The organism is Emticicia sp. GW821-FHT11C11, from assembly GCF_058808615.1.
This window is the reverse complement of record NZ_JBXARV010000001.1, coordinates 849,795-873,413: the sequence shown is the minus strand read 5'-3', so window position 1 is coordinate 873,413 and position 23,619 is coordinate 849,795. Positions and strand designations below refer to the sequence as shown.

General features: G+C 40.5%; 23 protein-coding genes. 5 read left to right on the top strand and 18 right to left on the bottom strand.

The features are described from left to right. Positions 1-48: 48 nt before the first annotated feature. The 9 genes from AC1RRY_RS03700 to AC1RRY_RS03660 form a co-directional block, all read right to left on the bottom strand. The gene (locus tag AC1RRY_RS03700) at positions 49-1,056 is read right to left on the bottom strand and encodes a Gfo/Idh/MocA family oxidoreductase (RefSeq protein WP_492817966.1); all 1,008 of its coding nucleotides are present in this window, start codon (positions 1,054-1,056) and stop codon (positions 49-51) included. A 104-nt stretch (positions 1,057-1,160) separates the two neighbouring features. Next, complete coding sequence (gene thrC, locus AC1RRY_RS03695; protein WP_492817967.1) at positions 1,161-2,480, bottom strand: threonine synthase; 1,320 nt, start codon at positions 2,478-2,480, stop codon at positions 1,161-1,163. Between the two features lie 153 nt (positions 2,481-2,633). Further along, positions 2,634-3,737, bottom strand: a complete 1,104-nt coding sequence (gene carA / locus AC1RRY_RS03690; protein ID WP_492817968.1) for a glutamine-hydrolyzing carbamoyl-phosphate synthase small subunit — start codon at positions 3,735-3,737, stop codon at positions 2,634-2,636. A 223-nt stretch (positions 3,738-3,960) separates the two neighbouring features. Then, on the bottom strand, positions 3,961-4,677 hold the full coding sequence (locus AC1RRY_RS03685) for a carboxypeptidase-like regulatory domain-containing protein (protein ID WP_492817969.1): 717 nt from the start codon (positions 4,675-4,677) through the stop codon (positions 3,961-3,963). A 70-nt stretch (positions 4,678-4,747) separates the two neighbouring features. Continuing rightward, entirely contained in the window at positions 4,748-5,581 is an 834-nt protein-coding gene (locus AC1RRY_RS03680) for a phosphatidate cytidylyltransferase (RefSeq protein ID WP_492817970.1), read from the bottom strand. Beyond that, on the bottom strand, positions 5,553-5,780 hold the full coding sequence (locus AC1RRY_RS03675; protein ID WP_492817971.1) for a putative signal transducing protein: 228 nt from the start codon (positions 5,778-5,780) through the stop codon (positions 5,553-5,555). The genes AC1RRY_RS03680 and AC1RRY_RS03675 overlap by 29 nt, the downstream gene beginning before the upstream one ends. Before the next feature lie 67 nt (positions 5,781-5,847). Then, on the bottom strand, positions 5,848-6,927 hold the full coding sequence (locus AC1RRY_RS03670) for a dipeptidase (protein WP_492817972.1): 1,080 nt from the start codon (positions 6,925-6,927) through the stop codon (positions 5,848-5,850). A gap of 29 nt (positions 6,928-6,956) precedes the next feature. Then, a complete protein-coding gene (locus AC1RRY_RS03665; RefSeq protein ID WP_492817973.1) occupies positions 6,957-7,427 on the bottom strand; it encodes a GNAT family N-acetyltransferase in 471 nt (156 codons plus the stop codon). A gap of 15 nt (positions 7,428-7,442) precedes the next feature. Beyond that, complete coding sequence (locus AC1RRY_RS03660; protein ID WP_492817974.1) at positions 7,443-8,342, bottom strand: nucleotidyltransferase family protein; 900 nt, start codon at positions 8,340-8,342, stop codon at positions 7,443-7,445. A 135-nt stretch (positions 8,343-8,477) separates the two neighbouring features. Here AC1RRY_RS03660 and AC1RRY_RS03655 point away from each other — a divergent pair, with 135 nt between their 5' ends. The 4 genes from AC1RRY_RS03655 (at position 8,478) to AC1RRY_RS03640 (ending at position 14,463) form a co-directional block, all read left to right on the top strand. Beyond that, entirely contained in the window at positions 8,478-10,181 is a 1,704-nt protein-coding gene (locus tag AC1RRY_RS03655) for a 3-keto-alpha-glucoside-1,2-lyase-like domain-containing protein (RefSeq protein ID WP_492817975.1), read from the top strand. A 65-nt stretch (positions 10,182-10,246) separates the two neighbouring features. Then, complete coding sequence (locus AC1RRY_RS03650; RefSeq protein WP_492817976.1) at positions 10,247-12,235, top strand: plastocyanin/azurin family copper-binding protein; 1,989 nt, start codon at positions 10,247-10,249, stop codon at positions 12,233-12,235. A 310-nt stretch (positions 12,236-12,545) separates the two neighbouring features. Then, the gene (locus tag AC1RRY_RS03645) at positions 12,546-13,445 is read left to right on the top strand and encodes a beta-1,6-N-acetylglucosaminyltransferase (protein WP_492817977.1); all 900 of its coding nucleotides are present in this window, start codon (positions 12,546-12,548) and stop codon (positions 13,443-13,445) included. A gap of 118 nt (positions 13,446-13,563) precedes the next feature. Continuing rightward, positions 13,564-14,463: a beta-1,6-N-acetylglucosaminyltransferase gene (locus tag AC1RRY_RS03640; RefSeq protein ID WP_492817978.1), complete on the top strand. Its 900-nt coding sequence runs from the start codon at positions 13,564-13,566 to the stop codon at positions 14,461-14,463. Between the two features lie 24 nt (positions 14,464-14,487). Here AC1RRY_RS03640 and AC1RRY_RS03635 read toward each other — a convergent pair whose 3' ends face one another. From AC1RRY_RS03635 to AC1RRY_RS03620, 4 genes are all read right to left on the bottom strand, one after another. Then, positions 14,488-15,225: an alpha/beta fold hydrolase gene (locus tag AC1RRY_RS03635; protein WP_492817979.1), complete on the bottom strand. Its 738-nt coding sequence runs from the start codon at positions 15,223-15,225 to the stop codon at positions 14,488-14,490. A 30-nt stretch (positions 15,226-15,255) separates the two neighbouring features. Next, on the bottom strand, positions 15,256-15,795 hold the full coding sequence (locus AC1RRY_RS03630; protein ID WP_492817980.1) for a hypothetical protein: 540 nt from the start codon (positions 15,793-15,795) through the stop codon (positions 15,256-15,258). Between the two features lie 117 nt (positions 15,796-15,912). Next, a complete protein-coding gene (clpX, locus tag AC1RRY_RS03625; RefSeq protein ID WP_492817981.1) occupies positions 15,913-17,169 on the bottom strand; it encodes an ATP-dependent Clp protease ATP-binding subunit ClpX in 1,257 nt (418 codons plus the stop codon). Between the two features lie 122 nt (positions 17,170-17,291). Continuing rightward, positions 17,292-17,648, bottom strand: coding sequence for a hypothetical protein (locus tag AC1RRY_RS03620; RefSeq protein ID WP_492817982.1), 357 nt, complete (start codon positions 17,646-17,648; stop codon positions 17,292-17,294). Positions 17,649-17,907: 259 nt separating this feature from the next. Here AC1RRY_RS03620 and metF point away from each other — a divergent pair, with 259 nt between their 5' ends. Further along, complete coding sequence (metF, locus tag AC1RRY_RS03615) at positions 17,908-18,867, top strand: methylenetetrahydrofolate reductase [NAD(P)H] (RefSeq protein WP_492817983.1); 960 nt, start codon at positions 17,908-17,910, stop codon at positions 18,865-18,867. A gap of 77 nt (positions 18,868-18,944) precedes the next feature. Here metF and AC1RRY_RS03610 read toward each other — a convergent pair whose 3' ends face one another. The 5 genes from AC1RRY_RS03610 to AC1RRY_RS03590 all read right to left on the bottom strand — a co-directional run bounded on the left by AC1RRY_RS03610 (position 18,945) and on the right by AC1RRY_RS03590 (position 23,605). Next, entirely contained in the window at positions 18,945-20,051 is a 1,107-nt protein-coding gene (locus tag AC1RRY_RS03610; RefSeq protein ID WP_492817984.1) for a D-TA family PLP-dependent enzyme, read from the bottom strand. A gap of 32 nt (positions 20,052-20,083) precedes the next feature. After that, on the bottom strand, positions 20,084-20,473 hold the full coding sequence (gene gloA2, locus AC1RRY_RS03605; RefSeq protein WP_492817985.1) for an SMU1112c/YaeR family gloxylase I-like metalloprotein: 390 nt from the start codon (positions 20,471-20,473) through the stop codon (positions 20,084-20,086). Between the two features lie 3 nt (positions 20,474-20,476). After that, on the bottom strand, positions 20,477-20,944 hold the full coding sequence (locus AC1RRY_RS03600; RefSeq protein ID WP_492817986.1) for a RidA family protein: 468 nt from the start codon (positions 20,942-20,944) through the stop codon (positions 20,477-20,479). Between the two features lie 9 nt (positions 20,945-20,953). Then, positions 20,954-22,261 carry a gluconate:H+ symporter gene (locus AC1RRY_RS03595; RefSeq protein ID WP_492817987.1) on the bottom strand — a complete coding sequence of 436 codons (1,308 nt, stop codon included), beginning with the start codon at positions 22,259-22,261 and terminating at the stop codon, positions 20,954-20,956. 78 nt (positions 22,262-22,339) lie between these two features. Next, positions 22,340-23,605 carry an McrC family protein gene (locus tag AC1RRY_RS03590; RefSeq protein WP_492817988.1) on the bottom strand — a complete coding sequence of 422 codons (1,266 nt, stop codon included), beginning with the start codon at positions 23,603-23,605 and terminating at the stop codon, positions 22,340-22,342. Positions 23,606-23,619 lie beyond the last annotated feature (14 nt).

Sequence of the window (23,619 nt, the reverse complement as noted above, 5' to 3'; positions counted from 1 at the left end):
CTTATTAATGAACGCAATGGAATTCTAATTCTTTATTTATTCGCTCAATTATGCCTGCTTCACTGCTTCGATAACTTTTAGTTGCTCGAGTATTTCTTCGGGTTTAATGAGTAGTTCTTTGCCCTCGGTAATAGCTTCATAGAGATTCTGGAATAATAGCCCCCAATTGCCTACCTCGGTATCTACATGCCCTCTGACCGATATACCGTTTATCTCAGCATTCAAAATGCCACTATTCTGTTTTGATTCAATACCATAACCATCCATACCCGGCATGAGTCCGGCTTTTAGATTATCTTCCTGCACATCGAGCCCGTATTTCACAAACGACCCCCTGGTGCCATGCAACACATATCTCGGGCCTTCTTCCCGTACCAAAAGGCTGGCTTTCAATGTAACTTTCAGTTTGCCGTAATCCAACCTGATATCAAACGCATCGTCAATTTCAGAGCCCTCTCTCTGTACGAAAGTTTCACCCCATACACCTTGTGGTTTCCCGAAAAGCGTAATAGTCTGGTCAATAATATGTGCGCCCAAATCATACAGAATACCATTAGCCGGGCTTACCACTTCTTTCCACCTTTTAGGATTTAATACAGGCTTGTAGCGGTCGTAATGTGCTTCGTAGCTGATTAATTCACCTAAAACCCCACTTTCCACAACCTTTCTTACCGTTCTGAAATCGCCGTCGAAGCGTCTGTTCTGAAACACACACACAACTCTGTTCTGTTTTCTGGCAAGTTCAATAATCTCTTCTGCCTCGGCCACTGTAGAAGTAAAGGGTTTTTCAACCAGAATATGCTTATTCGCTTGCAGACTTTTGATAGCCAGCTCATGATGTGTAGCACTTGGTGAACAGATACTTACCAGATCAATTTCATCATCAGCCAGCACTTCATCTATGCTTTTAGCTACCTGCACCGACGGGAAAATGGCTTGCGGGTTCTGACTATTGGTAACAACTGTCTTTAAGCGGAAATTAGGGTTAACTTCAAAGAAGGGGGCTTGCAGGTATCTTCCCGAAAGTCCGAAACCTACCAGGGCAACGTTAATCATATCTATTAATAAGAAAGGTTTTAATTGATTGGCTAAATTATAAAAAAAGCCTTGCTATTTTCCCAAAGCAAGGCTTTTTTACCGGAATCTTTTCCGATTCTATATCAGCTTAAAGAAAACGACTCTACCAGTTTTTGTTTAAACTCTTCGTAGTCTGTACTGATTTTAGTTGCTTGTTTTTCTTTATCCAGCAATGCTGATAGTCTTTCAGGGATAGGCTGTGTGCCTATTACTTCTTCTACCACATCCAGAAACTTGGCATAATGTGCTGTTGAGAAGAAAACGCCGGAAACAGATTCCTGCAGGGTATTTGTATAATCTTTCAAACCTAAATAAGCAACTGCTGTATGCGGGCACATTACATAGCCGTTGCGTTCATATACTAGTCGCATGGCATTTTTAGTTTCAGTATCAGAGTAAAAACTACCTGTCAGCATTTTCTGCATCTGTGTCAGATCATTATCAAACAATGCCAGCATACGCGGAAAATTGCTCGGGTTACCCACATCCATCGCATTCGAAATGGTAGAGAGTGATGGGTTAATGGCTTTATAAACGCCCGTTTCCAGGTAATCAGGTACTACTTTGTTTACATTGGTAGCTGCTATAAATTGTTTCACAGGCATACCCATTCGCCAGGCGATGATACCTGCACTTAAGTTACCAAAATTACCACTGGGCACAGCTATCACAATCTCTTTATTCAGCCCTTTCTTTTTCAGTTGGGCATAAGCATTGACATAATAAAACGCCTGAGGAATCAGTCGCGCAATGTTAATGGAGTTGGCTGATGCCAATGAAAAACGGCCGGTTAATTCTGTATCCAGAAATGCCTGTTTAACCAGTTTCTGGCAGTCATCAAAGGTACCTTCTACTTCCAGGGCTTTTACGTTCTTTCCTAATGTAGTTAATTGCTTTTCCTGAATGTCACTTACTTTACCACTCGGATATAGGATCGTCACATCAATATTAGGTACCTGATAGAAGCCTTGCGCTACAGCCCCACCGGTATCACCAGAGGTGGCCACTAAAATATGAATCTGTTTCTCTGATTTCTGCAGAAAATAAGACATTAGTGCAGCCATGAACCGGGCACCGAAATCCTTAAATGCCATAGAAGGTCCATGAAACAATTCAAGGCAATAAGTATCTTCTTCAACCTCTACCAAAGGGGCCGGAAAATCAATAGCATTATTTATCAGTACTTTTAAATCATCCACCGGTACATCGCTACCAATCAGTGCATGAGCTATTTCAAAAGCAATTTCGGGCAAACTCAGATTTTCAACACTATTCCAGAAGGTCTGTGGCAGCTTCGGAATGCTGGTCGGCATATACAAGCCGTTATCAGGAGGTAGCCCTCTGAAAATGGCTTCTTCTAGATTTACATCAGGGCTTTGGTGTTTTGTACTATATAATTGCATAAAGCCTTATAATCAATTTAAACAGGTTATAGGTCGAACGGAGACATTGGGATGCTGTAGCATTCAGATGACAGACTCCCTTTTACAAATATAGGACGATTTAAAAAACCGTCCTATCCATTTATCTTTCAGTAGCTAATATCGTTTCAGATATTAATTCTCCAGCATTTCCACAAAATTATCAAACAGATATCTTGAATCATGCGGCCCCGGTGATGCTTCCGGGTGATATTGTACTGAGAATGCAGGCTTATCTTTCCGGCGGATACCTTCAATGGTATCGTCGTTCAGATTCACATGTGTTAATTCTATATTTTCATTACTTCTCACCTGGTCGGGCTTTACAGCAAAACCGTGGTTCTGAGACGTAACTTCACAGTAGCCCGTAATCAGGTTTTTAACCGGATGGTTCAGTCCACGGTGTCCGTTTTTCATTTTATAGGTTTCAATTCCACTGGCAAGGGCCAATAGCTGGTGCCCCAGACAGATGCCGAATACCGGCTTACCGGTGTCTACTACATCTTTAATGGTTTCAACTGCATAAGGCATGGCAGCAGGGTCGCCAGGGCCATTTGAGAGGAAGAATCCGTCAGGATTAAAAGCCTGAATATCTTCAAAACTCGATTTGGCATTGAAAACCTTACAGTAGCAATCTCTGGATGTAAAGTTTTTAAGAATGCTTTTCTTCACACCAAAGTCTAGTACCGCCACTTTGTATTTGGCATCTTCTTCACCCATGGTGTAGGGCTCAGGTGTACTTACTACCGACGATAGTTCCAGTCCTTCCATTGATGGACATTTCTTCAGTTCAAGCATCAGTTCTTCCGGATCAAGGATTTCAGAAGAAATAATGCAGTTCATCACACCTGCATCGCGGATATGTCTTACAATCTGGCGGGTATCTACATCGCAGATTCCAACAATGCCGGCACGCTCAAAATATTCCTGCAAAGAGAAATCGGCAGTTGTACGCGAGTAATAATGATTGGCAAAGGCATTGCAAACCATACCACTTATGGTTACACTCTTCGACTCTTCCTCATCGTCAAGCACTACGCCATAATTACCAATGTGCGAAGTAGTATTTACAATGATTTGTCCGAAATAAGAAGGATCTGTATAAATTTCCTGATAGCCGGTCATTCCGGTATTAAAACAGATTTCCCCAGCCGAAGTACCGATTTTACCAAGAGCTTTACCTTTGAAAACAGTGCCATCTTCGAGAAGTAGAATGGCGTCAGAAGGTGTATGAGTCATTGAAAGAAGAATGTATTTGTTCCGATAAATATTAAAAAAATCTGCATGATTCAATGCCATCAGGCAAACAATCCAAGTACAGTATCGGAGAACAAAGTTATAATAAAAACAGATACGCGCGGTAGAAATCTACTGAAGTAGGTATTATTTCTTTCTATAGTACAATTACACTATAATAAAGTTATATTATTGCACCTAACAGGCTAATAGAGCCTGCCCGGCTTTAGTCTTTCTTCTTCAGGTTATCTCTGAAATACTGGTCTCGGGTTACGTTGTCGCGGGGAGCTGCGTCGGCTCCTGCCTTCCACGATTTATCTTTCCATGCTCCGCTTTTAATAGATTTCACAAAGTTTGCCCATGAGAACGGATTCAGTAGTGGGTTGGTTGTTACCGACCCGCGGTTTTCAATCTGTTTCAAAAACTGACTATTCCCATACTTAAAATTATCAGTGGCTGTCATACCGTGCACGGCGGCCATTTTGGCTATGTTTTCAGCACTATATGTTTCCCTTAGTATTTGTCGCTCACGCTCATCCGGTAGTTTCATATCTACCAGTGCCTGCTTGAATTCTTCTTCAGTATTAAACGGATAAACTTTAACTTCTTTTAACAATTTTGAGTCTACCTGCAGCTCAACAAATACTGAATAATCTACATCGGTCTTCCGTGGAATCACATGGTACTGTTTCTTAAAACCCAGATAACTGAACATGACGGTGTCACCCGGAAATACCGACAAAGCAAAATATCCCCTACTATTTGAAAGTGTTCCTCTGCCTGCCTGCGGAATAGTAATATAAGCACCAGGTAAAGGTTCTTTTGTCTGGCCATCAATAACTACTCCTGAAAAAGTAACGTATTTAATTTCGCCCTGAGCAAAAGACAAATGACTTATAATCAGGCAAATAAAAACAAATAAATATGTAAGATTTCTTTTCATTGTATTTCAGTAAGGGTAACGGTCAACACACTCTATTAAAACATTTTTTTCCAGCGAGGCTTCTGAAAGATTAAGCAAAAATCTTTAAGAACGTAATTATGAAAGGCATTGAGAGCAACAGCCCGTCAAATCTATCCATAAATCCTCCATGCCCGGGAATCATACTCCCCGAATCTTTTATAGCAATACTACGCTTAAATAATGATTCCACCAAATCTCCAAGTGTCCCGGTTACCGAAATAATTACTGCCACAGCATACCATTGCCAGGGCAACACGCAATCGAAATACTTTGTTAAAACAAACGCCACGACCAATGCCAATATTGCCCCTCCGAAAAAACCTTCCCAGGTCTTTTTAGGAGAAACGCGCTCAAATAATTTACGCTTACCCAGAAACCTGCCCGCAAAATAAGCGCCTGTATCACTGGCCCATAAAATGAACAGACAACCTAATAATAGTGTCGGTTCATAGCCGTTGACAGTGAGTACCAATTCGTTAATGAGTGCAAACGGCACTGCTACATAAATAATACCCAAAAAAGTGTACCCAAGGTTTGCAAAAGGCTTGGCATCTCTTTTTTTGTATAGCTTTATAAAAAAAGTAGTTGTCAGCAGAGGCACAACTGCATAATAGAACTTAAACGGGATGATGTCTTTTTCAATAAAAAAAGTAAGCACATTGAGCACCGCACCGCAGAAAGTACCATAAAATGCCAAAGGAAGATTGGCATCTAATTTCAATAATTTGTAAAACTCACGTTGGGTTAAGATGCTGATAATGAGGAACAAAATCCAGAATGTCCATTCATTATAAAGCACACAGGCCAAAATAATTGACACCCCTATAACAGCAGCAATGATTCGTTGGTTCAGGTTAGATAGTTGGTTCAGTTTCCTCGTCATTTTGGTTGAATATATCAATAATCTCTTTTGCAATACTTTCCTGGTGATCAGGCACGTGCACTTCGCACCATCCTAACAGGTAGCTCCGGTCTTTCTTATTTAAAACTACAGCCGCTACTTCATGATTCAGTAATTCATTCTTGAGCATTTCTGCTCTGAACACATTCGGAGACTCAAAAACCTTTACCCAATTCGCCATAGTTTCTTTTAATGATTTATCAAATATAATGGTATTTTCTCTAAAACCGTATTTCTGTATATGATTATCAGGCCAGCGCTTTGCGCATTAATCTCAGCCAGTTTTTATGAAAAATATTCTCTATATCAGTCTCTGTATAGCCTCTTTTGGTTAACAGATGTTGGTAGTTCTGCAAATCAGCAATGGTATCTAAATCGTAGGGAGATTGTTCTGTTCCGAAAGTACCGTCAAGGTCGCTACCAATGGCAATATGCAAGCTATTACCGCTTATCTGGCATATGTGGTCGTAATGGTCAATCAACACTTCCAGATTCGCACCTACTGCACGTGGGTCTATCTGTCTCTGAATCAGATTCGGTTTCAGCATCCATACGTCAAGGCACCCCCCTATCACAGCATCTCTTTCTATTAAACGTTTAATTTGTTCGTCATTCAATTGTCTTTGGTGTGGCACCAGACTGCGGCAATTATGGTGGCTCGCCCATACCTGTCCCTGAAACAAATCAAGGGCTTCGTCAAAGCCTTCGTCGGTCAGATGAGTGGCATCAAGTACCATACCGAGCTTATCCATTTCTTTCACCAGTTCTCTACCCTCTTTGGTCAGGCCGCCCGTCATTCCTGTGCCGGGTGCATATCGCCCTGGGCCATAATGTGCCGGACCGATGGCTCTTAACCCATAACTATAGGCTTTTTCAAGATAAGAAAGATTAACGAGAGAATCTGCCCCCTCCAGACTCAGTATGAACCCGACGGGCTTTGTGGCATCTTCAACAGAAGCATTCTCCCACAAGGCAATATGATTATCCAGTTGTGCACGGGTGGTAATCTGAACCATTTCTCCGGCCTCAACCATTGCCTGATACCACGCCAGTTGCGCCTGAGTCATAGCCCATGCCTGATGCGGCGAATTCCAGCCAGAACCCGGCATGTTACCATTGTTTTCGCTGAACCGTGCTAATTGAGTTGCTACAATCAGGGCAATTTTACCTTTACGAAGCTCCGGCAGTGAAACCACTCCTTTTCCCCTATCAATCTTATCGGTCATTGCTTGTTCCATTGTCCGGATTTCCTCAACCGTTCGTCTGTAGTCGCGGTTCCATTCAATGGCGTTCATGGCCATATCTAAATGCGCATCAATAATAATCATCTCTGTATAATAGGTTTCAGATAAGGGTTTTAAGATAGTCTCAGTTCCATTTCATCGGTGGTAGCCCGGAAACCGAATTTTTCATAAATCGGCCGGCCGTCTTCTGAGGCATGTAAAGAAATACGTTTATAGTCTCTTCTTTTAGCTTCTTCAACAATATGTTCGAAAATCCTTTTGCCCAGTCCTTTTTTCCGCCAGGCGGGTAATGTATAAATATTAAGAATGTAGGCAACTCTGCCGTCCGGCAACGAAAAGCCCGGAAAAATCTTAAAAAAGCATAGCCCACTGGTAGAAACTATTTCGCCATCTGCCTCTGCCAGCCAGGCAACAATTTCGTCTCTTTCCAGATGTTTCTGAAAATAATCTTTCAGTACATCGTAGAGACCTTCCGCATCAATCAGATGCATTTCCTTGCTTTGTACTTCTTTAAGAAATTCAACTCTCAGTCTTGCCAGTTCTTTTACATCGGCAAGTGTGGCTTTTCGATAGGTAATGTTCATCAGGTTAAACTTTTATCAATCTGCAACCGGGTATTTGCCTTGCTCAGACAGTTTCTTCAATGCTTCTGTAACAGTTGGCTTATCTTCCGGATAGGTTACTCCAAACCACTCTGATTCGTTAGAAAACACCTTACATTTACCCAAATCGTTCTGAATCAGGTAAGTCATCACGGTTGGTATATAGAATTCGGCTTTGGGCGAATGCAGATTTTTAACCGCATAGTCTTTGAACATGGCATCAATTACCGGAAAAACATTAGGCATAAAACCCCAGAAGTTCATCGAAACAATGGTATTGTCGTCCAGATTTGTCAGAGCATCTTTTTCTTCAAATACGATCTGTCCGTCGGGTTGACGATAAATCTTGGTGCGTTCGGTTACTACTTCCAGAAACCCGCCTTTATCCAGTTCACATACTCCTCTGGACACTGAACCATTCTCAGACAATGTATTTTTTATCTGATAGCCTACCATTGCATGGCAGGTTTCATCTGTATTATCTGATAAGAAATCAGCCATGATTTTAAACCCTTCGTATCCGTAAAAATCATCGGCATTAATTACCGCGAAAGGGGTGTCTGTTTGTTCCCAGGCACACAATACAGCATGACCTGTTCCCCATGGCTTGGTACGGTCAACAGTACCTAATTCTTCAGGCACATAACTTTGTACACTCTGAATGGCAAAATCATAGTCAATTTTACCCTCTAGTTTAGGTCCGAATATCTCCTGAAAATCAGTTTTTAATTCTTCTCTGATGATAAACACTATCTTTCCGAATCCGGCTTTGATAGCATCATATATTGAATAATCTATAATTGTTTCGCCGTTGGGGCCAAACTTATCCAGTTGTTTCACTCCTCCGTAGCGGCTCCCCATACCAGCCGCCAAAATCAATAAAGTTGGTTTTGACATAAAATGCTTTGGTTTCATTAATTCACAGCAAAAGTACAAAACTGTTTCATTAGTACTTAAAAAGTTTTTCCGATTTTAATTGTAGGAAACACAATTATTCGGCTAGTTTTGTACAAAACTGTAACGAATTCAACCATGCACCTACGCTACCTCGCCATTTTTATGGCGTCTTTTTTCTATTTTCAAGCCCTTGCACAAGAATTTCCATTAAACCAGTTGCCTATTGACAACTGGGACACCGGAAACTGGAAAACGGCTGAGAGCCTTGATAATCCATTCAAAAAGAAAGCCGGTTTTAAGGCAGGCAATCAATTATTGTTTTCGAATACTCCGGGGAAAACCACTTCAAAACTGAACACTGCCGATGCGAAAGTCAGATTTGAATTTATGCTGGGTAATAACAGCGACGGTGTTTTTTATATTCAGGGGCGCCATGGCATTGTATTGAGTAATACCCGTGCTACAGGGGCTATACTCCGACCGAATGGTACTGTTCAATTACCGGGACAGAATGCAGGTAAAGCCGTAGGTCTGTGGCAAACATTAGAAGTGACTTTCTCTGATGCACCTTATGGAGGGGCTTTAATCATAGAAAAAGTGACACTCAATAATGTAGTGATACAGCAGGGATACGTAATACCAACTGAAGGTAAAAACGAAGGGCCTCTGGCTTTTGAGAATAAATCGGGCACTATAGCTGTCAGAAACATTCAGTATCTTAAATATAATAAAGAAAAACCTTTGAAGCTGAGTGACTTAAGTTATGAAATGTATGATACCTACGACTGGAATCAGCAATTTGCACCTAAAAGCACTACCCCTAATGATAAAGGTACAACCAACGCACTTACTAAAAATTATGGTGCAGGTTTCAATCGTTTTCTGTTGATCTTTAAAGGTAATCTGGACGTAGAAAAGGACGGCAGTTACTCATTGATAGCCGACTATGCTGGAAAAGCCTCAGTAACGGTTGATGGCAAAGATGTGATACCATTAGAAAGCGGGGAAACTTATCGCAGACCAAGAGCTGCTTATCTTGATTTGAAGAAAGGGAAGCATCCGATCGAGATTCGATACAACAAAGTATGGTGGCGGGCAGAGTTAGGTCTTTTTGCAGCAGGGCCGGAAATCAGAGCCTATCCGCTACATGCCGAAACCTCCCTTCCTTCTCCGCAGGCAGTTGGTGAAATAAGTATTACTCCCAAAAATCAGGTGGAAGTCATCCGTTCGTTTGTGATGTTTAATGATAAAAAACGTACACATGCCATTTCTGTGGGCACACCGGCAGGTACCCATTATTCGTTCGATCTGGATCAAGGCACTCTGCTTTATGCATGGCGTGGCGACTTTGCCGATGTAACCGAGATGTTTCATGAGCGTGGAGAACCGCAATTACTAAAACCGAAAGGTGTAAAGGCCATTTTCTCCGGCAAAACAATGATAGCCGCTTTAGCCAACACTAATGAGTCTATGCCTGACACCCTTGATGATTATAACGATTTCGTTTTTAAAGGCTATGTACTTGATGCGGAAGGATTACTCACGTATAAATACCAGTATAAAGGAACAGATATAACACAGAAATTAACACCTTCTGCCGATGGAGGACTTACAACGGTGATCAGTGCTAACGGAGGAAATAATCTCTATACCAGACTTGGAGAAGCGAAAAGCATCACCGAAATCAGTAAGGGATTCTATCTTTTAGAAAACGGCAATGCCAACGATAGTTACATCCGGTTAGATGCCAAGCTGAAACCCATTGTCAGAAATACCCGGGCCGGACAGGAGATTATTGTACCACTGACAGGCAACGTTTCCTACACTGTTTTGTGGTAAACCAGGTGCTATTCTAATAAATCAGGGTTGCACGACAACCAAAACCCATTCAATCAAATCTGAAAATGAGAAAGATATTCATTCTATTATTATTCACCATTTCGGGAGTATATGCACAAAACCGACCTTTGGTAGAAGAAGATTTTTACCGCATTGTAACCTTGCCCGTACCTGAAGGCGTAAAACTGGAAGTAGGCGGGCTGGCAGTATTGCCAGACGGCCGTCTGGGAGTTTGTACCCGTCGTGGCGAAGTATGGGTCGTTTCGAATCCTTATATGAAAAACGGCACCACTCCTACCTATAAAAGATTTGCATCCGGTTTACACGAGCCATTAGGTCTTAATTACATCAAGGGGAATCTGTGGGCTACTCAAAGAGGTGAAGTAACCATTCTGAAAGACAATGATGGTGACGAAGTAGCTGACGAATACAGTTCGTTTTATAAATTTCCACTTTCGGGCAACTACCATGAGTATTCATACGGCCCTGTAGTATTGCCCAATAATGACCTGCTGATAACACTTAATCTGGGTTGGATTGGCCACGGTGCCAGTTTATCCAAATGGCGTGGATGGATGTTAAGATTGACTCCTGATGGAAAAATGACGCCCTGGGCAACGGGTTTACGTTCTCCGGCCGGTTTCAATGTGCTCAAAAACGGTGATATTTATTATACTGAAAATCAGGGAGACTGGGTAGGCTCAGGACGCATGACACAATTGGAATCGGGCGATTTTGCCGGAAATCCGGAAGGTCTTGTCTGGACATCAGAGACGGGCTCACCGCTCAAAATCAAGGCATCTGATATACCCGATACCGGAGAACCTATGTATGACGTAGCCAAACGTGTATCCAACCTTAAAGTTCCTGCCGTGTGGTTTCCACATACATTGATGGGTATCTCTACTTCAGATATCGCCGAAGATTTATCAGATGGGAAATTCGGACCATTTGCCGGTCAGCTCTTTGTAGGCGACCAGGGGCATAGCAAAATTATGCGTGTGTTTATCGAAAAGGTAAAAGGTAAAAGCCAGGGAATATGTTTCCCTTTCCGTGAAGGATTCCAATCGGGGATTCTGCGTATGCAATGGGGACTTGACCATTCTATGTTTGTGGGCATGACCAGTCGTGGATGGTCTTCAACCGGAAAAGACGAGTTCGGACTTCAAAGAATGGAATGGACAGGCAGAACACCATTTGAGATAAAAACTGTGAAATCAATGCCTGATGGTTTTCTGATAGAATTCACCCAGCCGGTTAGTAAAGAATTGGCGAAAGATATTGACTCTTATAAACTTAATAGCTTTACCTATAAGTATCACCACAACTATGGCAGCCCGATAATTAATGCCAAAAAGCTGAGCATACAGGCTATTCAGGTGGCAGAAGACGGGTTGAGTGTACGACTGGCCATAGATTCGCTTCGATTAGGCTATATTCATGAATTGCGTCTGGAGGGAATCAAAAACACCGAAGACAGACCCTTACTGCACAACGTGGGATACTACACCCTCAACAACATTAATGACGAAGCACCGAGAATGGACATTGCTAAATATGCTGTAGCCGAAAAGAAACCAGCTGATGAACATGCGGGACATTCGACGACTAACACATCTAAGGCAGAACTAAAGACCAGCGCTAAAAGAGTACTGGAAATACCTGCAGAATGGGGAGGCAAAGTTGATCAGACTATCACCATAGGCACTAAGCCGGGATTAAAATTTGATATTGCTCGGGTGCAAGTGAAAGCCGGAGCCAGAATACGTCTGGTTTTCAATAATAACGATGACATGCTGCATAATCTGGTTATTGTAAAACCCGGTACCGTCGGTAAAGTAGGTGAAGCGGCGTTTAAAATGGGGCTTGAAGGTGAAAGCAAAGCTTATGTGCCTGATTTAGGCGAAGTACTGTTTCATACAGGATTGATGCAGCCCGAAGCACAGGAGTCTATTTACTTCGTTGTACCTGCCACTCCGGGCGATTACACATTTGTATGTACGTACCCCGGGCATTACACAGTTATGCAGGGTATTCTAAAAGTGGTGAAGTAAGCCTATACAAAAGAGTGAGCTATGGAGAACTACTAGTCTCTCCTGTTTATCAGCTATTGTAATTATAGATTCATTATCAGTTTGTATAGCTAAGAAGGAATAAATCATATATTTTAATACCTGAAACTTGCCTGTAAATCAGTAGCTTTAGCTATGAGATATAAAAGCCTATCTCAAGTTATTACAGTTTTAGGTGAGCAAATAGAATTGAATGTACGATTATGTAATTGCGGGTTCCGGACTTTTTGGTGCAACATTTCCTCATGAAGTTTCTGAAGCCCGCAAAAGTTCTGGTAATTGAAAGAAGAAAATGAAGAAGAAACATGCCTATTTAATTATTGCCCATAACAATCCGTGGCAACTTTCAGTATTACTCCAATTAATTGATGATAAGCGCAATGACATTTTCTTATTGATTGATAGTAAATCAACCTTAAAAGAAGATCAAATTCATTATACTCCTGTACATTCAAAATTCAAGGTTTTCCGGGACGAAAAAATGAAGGTTTCCTGGGGTGGGCTGAGTTTAATATTGGCAGAGATATTTTTGCTTGAGCAGGCAGTAGCCGAATATGAATATACTTATTTCCATCTCCTATCCGGTTCGGATTTACCAATAAAGTCACAAGATTATATCCATGATTTTTTTGGTAAAACGACTAAAGAATATGTCGGATTTGATGATAATCACCTTTATAGTGCTCTTTGGAAAACTGAAAGATATCACTTTTTTGTAGATGGATTTAATTATCGTGGTAATCGCATTTACAAGTATTTACGTACTAGTCTGGTTTTATTACAAAAGATTCTGGGCATAAAAAGGAAAAGAGAATTTACTAAATACTATCATGGTTCTGCGCTGTTTTCCATTTCATTGGGCTTTGCGAAACACCTTATTAATAGAAAAGCTGCAATAAGGAAATCTTATAGTTATACTCTTTGCTGTGAAGAGGTATTTTTACAAACTGAATTGGTAAACTCATCGTTTGATAGAAATCCATCTACGTCTGAAATTCCGGATAGAGAGAACATGAGATTGATTGATTGGTCACGTCGTGATGGCAATAGTCCATACACATGGAGAATTCAGGATTTTAATGATATGATTGATTCACCTTATTTATTTGCGCGAAAAATTGATGAAAACGTTGACAAAGAATTAATAATTAAAATCAGAAACTCATTATTACCAATCCACAACAAAATTTAAATCTATTTACTGATTATGTTCATTTAAGCTGCAACTCCATAAAAAATCAAACCTATTACCTTTAACAAACAAATTCTTTAGCTAACTTGCTTAAAAAAATAAATAATTGAAAAGAGATATGCAAAAAAAACATGCTTATCTGATTCTTGCTTTTAATAACCCGTGGCAGCTTTCGATACTGCTTGAATTAATCGACGACAAACGCAACGATATTTTTCTATTTATCGACGGCAAATCAAGCCTTACAGAAGACCAGATTACATATACTCCCAGATGGTCAAATTTCAAAATTTTCAGAGACAAGAAAATCAAAGTTTATTGGGGAGGATTGAGTTTCATTCTAGCAGAAATATTCATGCTTGAAAAATCATTAAATGAGTATCCTTACACGTATCTCCATTCGCTTTCAGGTATGGATTTACCTATAAAATCACAAGATTATATCCACGATTTTTTTGAAAGAACAAATAAAGAATATGTCGGATTCAACGATAATTACCTTGATGATGCCCTTTGGAAAACTGAAAGATATCATTTTTTTGTAGATGGATTTAATTATCGTGGTAATCGCATTTACAAGTATCTACGTAATGGTCTGGTTTTGTCACAAAAGATGCTGCGTATAAAAAGGAAAAGAGAATTTACTAAATATTATCATGGCTCAGCATTGTTTTCTATTACTTCAGGCTTTGCGAAGTATCTCATTAATAGAAAAAACGCAATTATTGAGACCTATAAATATACAATCGGCTGTGATGAGGTATTTGTACAAACCGAACTGATGAACTCTAATTTTGAAAGAAATCAACTGGAATCTGAAATTCCTGACAGAGAGAATATGAGATTGATTGATTGGTCGAGACGCCAGGGGAATAGTCCGTACACATGGAGAGTCCAAGATTTTGACTATATGATTAATTCATCCTATTTATTTGCGCGAAAAATTGATGAAAAAGTTGACAAAGAATTAATAGTAAAAATCAGAACCACCCTATTGCAAAATCATGAGATAGCATGATAGCGTAATATAATCATTCATATTTTACTCTAAAGAATAGGAGTCCCGGCAACCTTGTAAGAAAGCCGTTACTATCTTTGCGCATTCTTCAGGTCTCTCGAACATTCCGGCATGAGCTACTCCACTTAGAATATCAGAATACCCCTTCTTCAATAATTTCATCTGTTCTTTTGATGCTTCTACAGGTACAAACTTATCTTCTTCTCCGGCAATAATCATAATCGGGTGCTTGGCCGCTTTCAATACTGCTATAGTATCGTTCCTGTTTCTCATGGCCATCTGTGCGTTTTTCAACGCTTCCTTCGGAAAAGCGCTGTAACGTTCAATCTGGCTATCAATCAGTGTCTTATTATTCTTCTTGAATTCGTCTGTAAACATTTTCGGATAGAAGTCTTTTATAAATTCAGCCGATCCATGTTTCTCAATAAAATCAATGGTCTTTAATCTTGTAGCCTTTCTTTCTTCATCATCCGGATACGCCGACGAATGAAAAAGCCCCAGCCCTTGAACCACGTCCGGATACTTCTCAGCAAAAGCCAAAGCGATATATCCACCCATCGAGTGTCCTATCAGAACATTTTTATTTTCCTCCCGTTCGTTTAATATACCCTTTAGCCAACTCACATAATCGTCAATAGACTCACAATCCGTAAGTGTGGCATAGTTCGGAGTTACATAAGTATGCTCTCGTGGGAGCAGTGAAATAAATTTGTTCCACACAATGTGGTCTTCGCCAAAACCATGAATCAGTATTACGTTCATACTTCTCTTGTTTTTATGTGGTTATTGTCGTTAAAATAGTTTTCTCAGCCCTCGTATAATCATAAACGCCGATAAAATTCCGAAAATAATTGCCAGAATAGTAATGTGCAGCAAAGCAAAAACTACAGCTATTCCTAATAATACAAATCCTATTTCCAGTCTCACAACTGAACGATGACTCAAACCACCTCTTTTTTTTGACTTCTTCTTTTGAAAAATACCTTTTTTCTCAGGCTTCTGAAAAAGCCCGGGTTTCTTTTTTTCAGGTCCTTGTGTTTTCTTTTTAAATAACCCTTTCGGAAACAAATCTGTTTTGTTGTTTAACTGATTTTTTTCGATTGGCGTATCCGTTTCGATTCCGGCAGTAATATTCTCGAAATCAGGCATTGGTAAAGGCGCTATCTCCTTCTCATCATTTCGAGCCAAATCCTGAAGAGTATTTACAGGTTTTTCTACTTGCTTCTTAGGTTTTGGGTAATTGTCGGAGGCAGTGTTCTGGAAGTGAGCATACTCACGTCGGCATCCTTGTGCAATCAGAAGCACAAAGATAAATTTTAAGGGTTTGAGCATTGAGGTAATAGCTTTTATAAAGAAACAAATCTTGTATAAAACCGATAGAGGTATCAACAAAAAACCCTATAAAGCCACTTGGTAAGCTTTATAGGGTTCTATAAGAATGCCTGCAGATTATGCTACCAGTTTCAATTGATAGAACGCTGAGTGCTCGAATTTATTTCGTGCGTAGTCGAGCGTAAGAGTGAAAGTCTTAATGTCTTTATTAGAAGGCACTTCATACATGATATCAGTCATAATGGCTTCGCAAATAGAGCGCAGGCCACGTGCACCCAATTTGTATTCCATTGCCTTTTCTACGATATACTCTAATACCTCGTCCGAAAACTCAAGCGTTACCCCTTCCATAGCAAAAAGTTTCTTGTATTGCTTAGTCAAGGCATTTTTTGGTTCTATAAGAATACGTCTCAATGCATCATGGTCCAGCGGATTCAGATACGTCAACAAAGGTAAACGACCTATCAACTCCGGAATCAATCCATAAGACTTCAGATCCTGTTGGGTAACAAAACGTAACAGACTGGTGTTTTCCCAAAGTTCAAGCCGCTTGGCATCGTTTGAAAAACCAATCGGGCGGGTATTAATACGTTTGGCAATGTGTCTGTCGATACCGTCAAAAGCCCCACCACAAATAAACAGTATATTTTCAGTATTAATCTGAACCAGTTTTTGTTCCGGGTGTTTTCTGCCGCCCTGAGGTGGTACATTAACAATTGACCCTTCTAACAGTTTCAATAGCCCTTGCTGCACACCTTCGCCACTTACGTCACGCGTAATAGACGGATTATCGCTTTTGCGGGAAATCTTGTCAATTTCGTCAATATATACTATCCCTCTTTCGGCTAGTTCGGTATTATAATCAGCTGCCTGCAATAATCTGCTCAAGATACTCTCCACGTCCTCACCTACATAGCCGGCTTCAGTTAAAACGGTAGCATCGGCAATGGCGAAAGGCACCTGCAAAACTTTGGCGATAGTCCGCGCCAGATACGTTTTACCGGTTCCGGTCTCTCCTACCATAATGATGTTCGATTTTTCAATCGTCACGTCATCATCTTTTCTGGTTTGCATCAGGCGCTTATAGTGATTATAAACAGCCACACTCAATACTTTCTTGGCCTCGTCCTGCCCTATGACAAACTGATCAAGATGACCTTTCAGTTCGGCAGGGGGTTTCAAGTCAAATCTGGGTAAGTCTGATTTTTTCTTTTTTTCTTTCTTTGTTACTCCAAATAACTCCTGTTGTACAAGCTGATGCCCTTGTTCAACACAAAAATTGCAAATATTTGCTTCTGTACCCGAGATCAAGAGTTCTACTTCGCTTTTTCCTCTACCACAGAAAGAGCAATAAGGTTGCTGTCCAAATTCCATTGAGTATTATTATCTTATTTATCTGCAAAAATAAGAAAAATGTTTGAGTATATAATCAAAAAGCCTGAGAGCAGATTCTGGGCTCTCAGGCTTTAACGTTCGTCAGGCATTTAAAATTTCACTCAGGGCTGTTTATCTCCCTCCATGGTCGATCCCTGCATAGTAAGTTTCAGTTTAATTACTGTTTTGGCTTCATTTTTAACAAACTCCAGTTTGCCATCATAACCTACCACTTCAAATACATCCGGCTCTTTAGTTGGAGCCAGCTCGGCAACACCCTGGCCTACGGCCTCTCCTATCAGTTTGCCGCCTTTTAATGTTACGATTATTTCTTCAAACGGAGAATCTTTCATTTTATACTTACCAACGTAACTTTTTGCGGCAACAGTATCTAAGGCAGCAGTTGTAGTAGTTTGCGCAGAAACTTCAAAAGAAAACGCAAACAAGCCAATAATTAATAACGTAAATAGTCTTTTCATTTTGTTTAATTGATTTGATGTTGAAAACGATATATTGCATAAAATTAGAAATGCAAGATAATTAATTTAGGAAATATCAAAAACAAAAAGCTATTAGGTTTTAATTAAAAAAAGAAATTCGTTCGTAATTATGGACAAGTAACGATATAAAAACTATTTCATTGAAAATTAAAAGATAATTTAACTACAAAAATTTGTTCAAATAAATAATATATCTAATTTTGTCGAAAATAAAAGATATATTCTCAATCAAAGAACGATGGCTAAGGTAATTGAACACTTAAGCAATGCAACGGATAAACCCGTTTTTTCAATCGAAATCATTCCTCCAGTTAAAGGAAGCAATATCAATGATTTAATGAAGTCGATTGAGCCGATGATGGAACTGAAGCCGCCTTTTATTGATGTGACCTATCACAGAGAAGAATATATATTCAAGCAGTTGCCGGACGGACAGGTAAAAGAAATAAAAGTTCATAAGCGACCTGGTACTGTTGGTATTTGTGCTTCAATTATGCACAAATTTAAGATAGACCCCGTTCCACATGTGTTATGTGGTGGTTTTACTAAAGAAGAAACAGAAGATTTACTGATTGATCTCAATTATCTGGGCATTGAAAACGTGCTGGCCTTAAGGGGTGATTTTGCCAAACCTTACAATTCATTCATAGCGAAAGAAGACGGCCATTTTTATGCCAATGGACTGGTAAGCCAGATTAAAGATATGAATAACGGTAAATATTTGCACGATGATTCAGAGTATCTTACCAGTAGTAATTTCTGCATTGGCGTAGCTGCGTATCCTGAAAAGCATTTTGAAGCTGAAACTTTAGACCTGGATATCGAAAACCTGAAGCGTAAAATTGCCGCAGGGGCCGACTATGTAGTCACGCAGATGTTTTTTGATAATCAGAAATACTTTGATTTTGTAAACCGCTGCCGTGCCGAAGGCATCACTATACCGATTATTCCCGGACTGAAGGTTTTATCGACTAAAAAACAGTTAGATGTGCTACCGAAACTATTCTTTCTGGATATGCCGGAGGCTTTCAGAAAAGACATAGCTGCCTGCGAAAACGATAAGCAAGCAAAACAATTAGGTATAGAATGGTGCACGCAACAATGCCGTGAACTGATGGATTTTGGAGTACCGGCTTTACATTTTTATACAATGAGCAAGTCTGATACTACTCTTGCCGTTGCCAGACAGATATTTTAAGATAAGAACAATAACAAAGCCGGCGCTGTCAATGACAATGCCGGCTTTTATTTTAAAGGAGGCAATCCTGTTTGCCTCTATACACTGACTTTTCTCCGGCGGCCTAAGACCTGCCACACTTCTTTTGCCTGGCGGTCTTCAATCACATAGGCTTCATCATATAAATTAACAGTAGGGCATACATGATACGGTACACCATACAATGCATCGCCCACTTTTATTGACTCCCAATCTTTCACTTTCAATACGCCATGTTCTTCGCTTTGTCCTATCAATTCATAATCTGTCAGGTTCAGAAAACGTATGCGTTTATCTATCGGGTTTTCAGCTGATACCGCCTTATGACCCATATCAACTGTTACAATACCCTTCTGTGGCTTAGAAATGACTCTGGTAAGCACCAAAGCGGCGTACTCAAAAGGTTGTTCGGTTAGTTTATCGCCATAGCCCCAGTCCCACAAAACACAGGTACCCGGGCTGCAATAGGTTTCAGCGCGCAAGGCATGAGACGTGAAAGCAGGTGTACCACCTGCAATTACCATAGGTTTGGGTAAACCTTTTTCGTCAATGGTTTCTAACAAGTGCTTTACATCTACAAACCCATTATCAATTTCATGCTTGCGTTCTCCAAAATCATCGGCACGTATATGACCGTCATAAACATGCAGTCCATGCAACTTTAAATGAGGCTGTGAGGCCAGATACGTGTACAAATCAAGAATTTTATCGTCCAATGGATGTCCTGACCTATCCATGCCGCTGTTTACATCCAGAAACACGTTCGATACAAGCCCCGCTTCTTCAAAAATCTCATTGTGTTGTTTCGCAATCTCTATCGAATCAATCAATGAAGCAAAAACTACATCCGGATACAACCGACATAATTGCACCAGGCGCTCAATTTTCGGGCCTACTAACTGGTGGGCAATCACAATGAATTTTGCCCCGGCCATGGCTGTTATTTCAGCCTCGGCAATGGTAGCACATTTAAACTTACTGATGCCTTCGCTGATCATCATCTTCACAATCTCGGGCATTTTGTTGGTTTTCACGTGCGTAAATAAGCGCTCTGCACTTCCGGCAATCTCAATCATTTTCCGGATGTTCTCTCGCACGCGTTCTTTATAAATCAACAATGAGGGAGAATCAAGTTCATGCTCATTGCTTACTTTGTACCAATCCATAATATCATTCTTTAAAACACAATCAATGTTTATTACTGCTCGTAAATCTCAATAGGTAAATCGTCGGGATCGGCAAAAAAAGTGAACTTTTTACCGGTAAATTCATCTATCCTGACAGGTTCTACTTCTACTCCTTTCTGCTCAATGGCCGCTTTGGCTTTTTCAACATTGGCTACTTCAAAAGCCAGGTGTCTTAAACCACGGGCCTCCGGACGCGACGGACGAAGTGGAGGGTTCGGAAATGAAAACAGTTCTATCACGTAGTTATCCCCTATGGCCAGATCCAGTTTATACGACTGACGGGCTTCACGATACACTTCTCTGACGATTTGCAAACCCAAAACTTCTGTATAGAAATACTTTGATTTTGTGTAGTCGGAGCTGATGATGGCTATATGATGTACTTTATTGATTGTAAGCATTTCTCAATCTTCGTTTAGCTCAAAAATCACTTCGATTTCAACCGGAATATTTTCAGGTAGAGAACCCATTCCTACGGCAGAACGCACACCGATGCCATTTTCGGTACCCCATATATCGGCAAATAATTCGCTGCAACCGTTAATTACATAAGGGTGACTTCCGAAATCACCAGTACAATTAACCATACCCAGTATTTTCACTACGCGTTTGATCCTGTCAAGGCTTCCCAATGCTGTCTTCAATGTAGACAGGATGGTAAGCCCAACCTGACGGGCTGCTAATTTACCTGCTTCAATGTCTACATCATCGCCAATCCGGCCAAAAATGAGCGTGCCATTAGTTTGAACAGGTCCATGACCTGACACATAAATAAATTTATCAACTATCAATGCCGGCTTATATACGCCTTTAGGCGCGGGTGCCGGAGGTAACTCTACATTCAGTTTTGCCAGATTTTCTTCGGGTGTCATAATAATATTTTATACAAAAAGATTTAAAACTAATACGCCTAATAAGCCCACTACCGACACAATGGTTTCCATAACCGACCACGTTTTGATAGTATCCTTGATAGACAGGTTAAAATATTCTTTAAAAAGCCAGAATCCGCCATCATTGAGGTGCGAAAATAATAAACTTCCGGCACCTATCGAAAGTACCATCAGTTCTGGTTTTACACCTGTCTGATTCTGAATCAATGGTGCCAGTATACCTACGGCAGTTAAACCGGCCACCGTAGCTGAACCCACACAAAGACGTAGCACCGCCGCAATAGTCCAACCTAGTATCAGGGGATTAATATCAAAGCCTTGCAATTGTGCTCCGATGTAATCGCTGGTGCCACTGTCTTTCAATATTTGTTTCAAAGCGCCTGCTCCGGCAATAATCAGTAATATTACTGCGCAACTCTTAAAGGCTTCTTCCAGTTGCTTGCTTACTACCTTTATGCTATGCCCCTGTTTGATGCCAAGAAAATACATAGCCAATAGTAATGAAAGCAACATACCTACATAAGGCTCGGCAATCAACAACACTATCTGGTTATCGGGGGCATAGCCTTTAACGAAAGAGGTTAAAGTCAACAGAAAAACAGGCATTAAAGCTACCAGCAGGCTTTCAAATAAACTGGGTTGTTTTTCTTTAGGTACTGGTTTCAGGCTAAATAATGTAGTATCAATCTGAGGTTTATACTTTTTCAGGGTACGCCCGAAAATCGGCCCGGCAATAGCAATTGCCGGAATAGCCACAATGATGCCGTAAATAAGGGTTTGCCCTACATTAGCATTGAGCTGAGAAGCAATAGCAGCCGGTGAAGGATGCGGAGGTAAATAACCATGTGCTACCGATAAGGCCGAAAGCATAGGAATACCCACATACAAAATAGGCATATTGGTTGATGCCGCTATAGAAAATATAAGGGGGATAACAATAATGAAGCCTGCATTATAAAACAAAGGAATACCTATGATAAAACCTGCCAGCGCAAGCCCCCATTGCAGGTATTTTTTGCCGAAAATATTGATTAGCGTATCTGTAATGCGTTGAGCTGCACCACTCTCTGCTACCAGTTTGCCGAGCATAGCACCAAACCCGATAATGAGTATAAGGTCTCCTAATGTACCGCCAATACCTGTCTGAATGGCTTTACCAATAGCCGGAACATCCATGCCTGTTGCAAGACCCAGAGAAATGGCGATCAGAATAAATGAAATGAAGGTATCAAGCTTTACAAATGCTACTAAAACTACAAGCGCTATGATAGCAAGTAAGGTGAGTAAAATAGGCATAGTTAAGATCAGGTTGAAGGTTTCAATTGCAAGATAAGTAAAAATGTCTAGTTTAAAAGCACTGGTACTGATAACTTATCAAAGCATAATCTTTTGTAGTTCGGCACTTCCTTCGCTCATTAAATTGAAAGGTATTACGTGCAGCACCAGGTCTTCTTCGTAATCAAATACCTCCAACGATTCTCTGAAATTTTCGTTGGCCGGATAAATCAGATACAGCTTTTTAGCGTTGTATTTCTTACCATAGGCATACATCTGGTATAAATCAGTCTGTTCAATTCCGTAATTCTGCCTGTTTTTAGAGGCATCAATGAGTTTCCATTTCGTATCAAAAATCAACACTTCCCCAGCTTCATTTTCCACCACGATATCGGGTATTAACCTGAACCTTGAATTTTCCCTGTGTTTTACTATCAGGTGCTTGCGGCGGTCTTGTAGCCTGACCTGATGAGAGCCCGGTATATATTTACGGAATAAACTACCCACATAGTTTTCGAACAGAACCTCCATCGGAAACAACAAAGATAATTGTTCGTAATCGCCGGAGAATGGCAGGAACGATTGTTGATTGAGTAATACCTTAGCCCACTGCAGCAGGTTTACGTATCTCTCGAAATGCGGGTTGGCCGTATGACTTTTGACGAAGTCAAGCGTAAGGTTATCGGACAGACTAATACCTTCAAAAACTGACAGATTCTGCCAGATCCGTTGCCTGGTGTGGCTACTGAATGCCGCAGTTTTAAGTCGGTACAGGCAGGTTTTTAAGATTCTGTTTTGAGGTATATTTTCTATGAAGTTATCATAAGAAACAAACAAACGGTGCTGCTGCAAATGGTTCTGTCTGATGTTTTCAGCAATCAGTACTTTCCCTTTAATGAATGCTTCGTTGGCTTCTGTTTTCTCGTAGTTTCTGCCTAGCCCTGTTCGTAGGAGTTTCTCGAGTTCATCAAGGAAAACAACCGCATAAATTTCGAGCAAGGGTAAATGGCTGGCTTCTACATTAGCCTGAGATAAAACCTGATAAGACGGAATTTTCTGAAGCATCTTCAATAGTATCCGTCGGGCTTCTTTAGTAGAGTTAGCGGTTGTTTTAGGAAGGATTTCTATCTGAACCGCATCAGATACGGGAATAAGCCCTACATAGTTTTTCACTTTCAACTGCTCTTTGCCGCGCTGGGCAGTATAAGTAAAGAGCAGGTCATTCGCGAAGGCAAAAACAAATGTCTTTATTTGTAGAAAAACCTTGTCAGATACAAATACTTCGGTAAAAGAATCAACAGGCGAGTCATAATCACTCGCTTTTCTGATAACCCCAAACTCTGAAATAACAATATTCTTTGTCACAATCAATCCTTCAA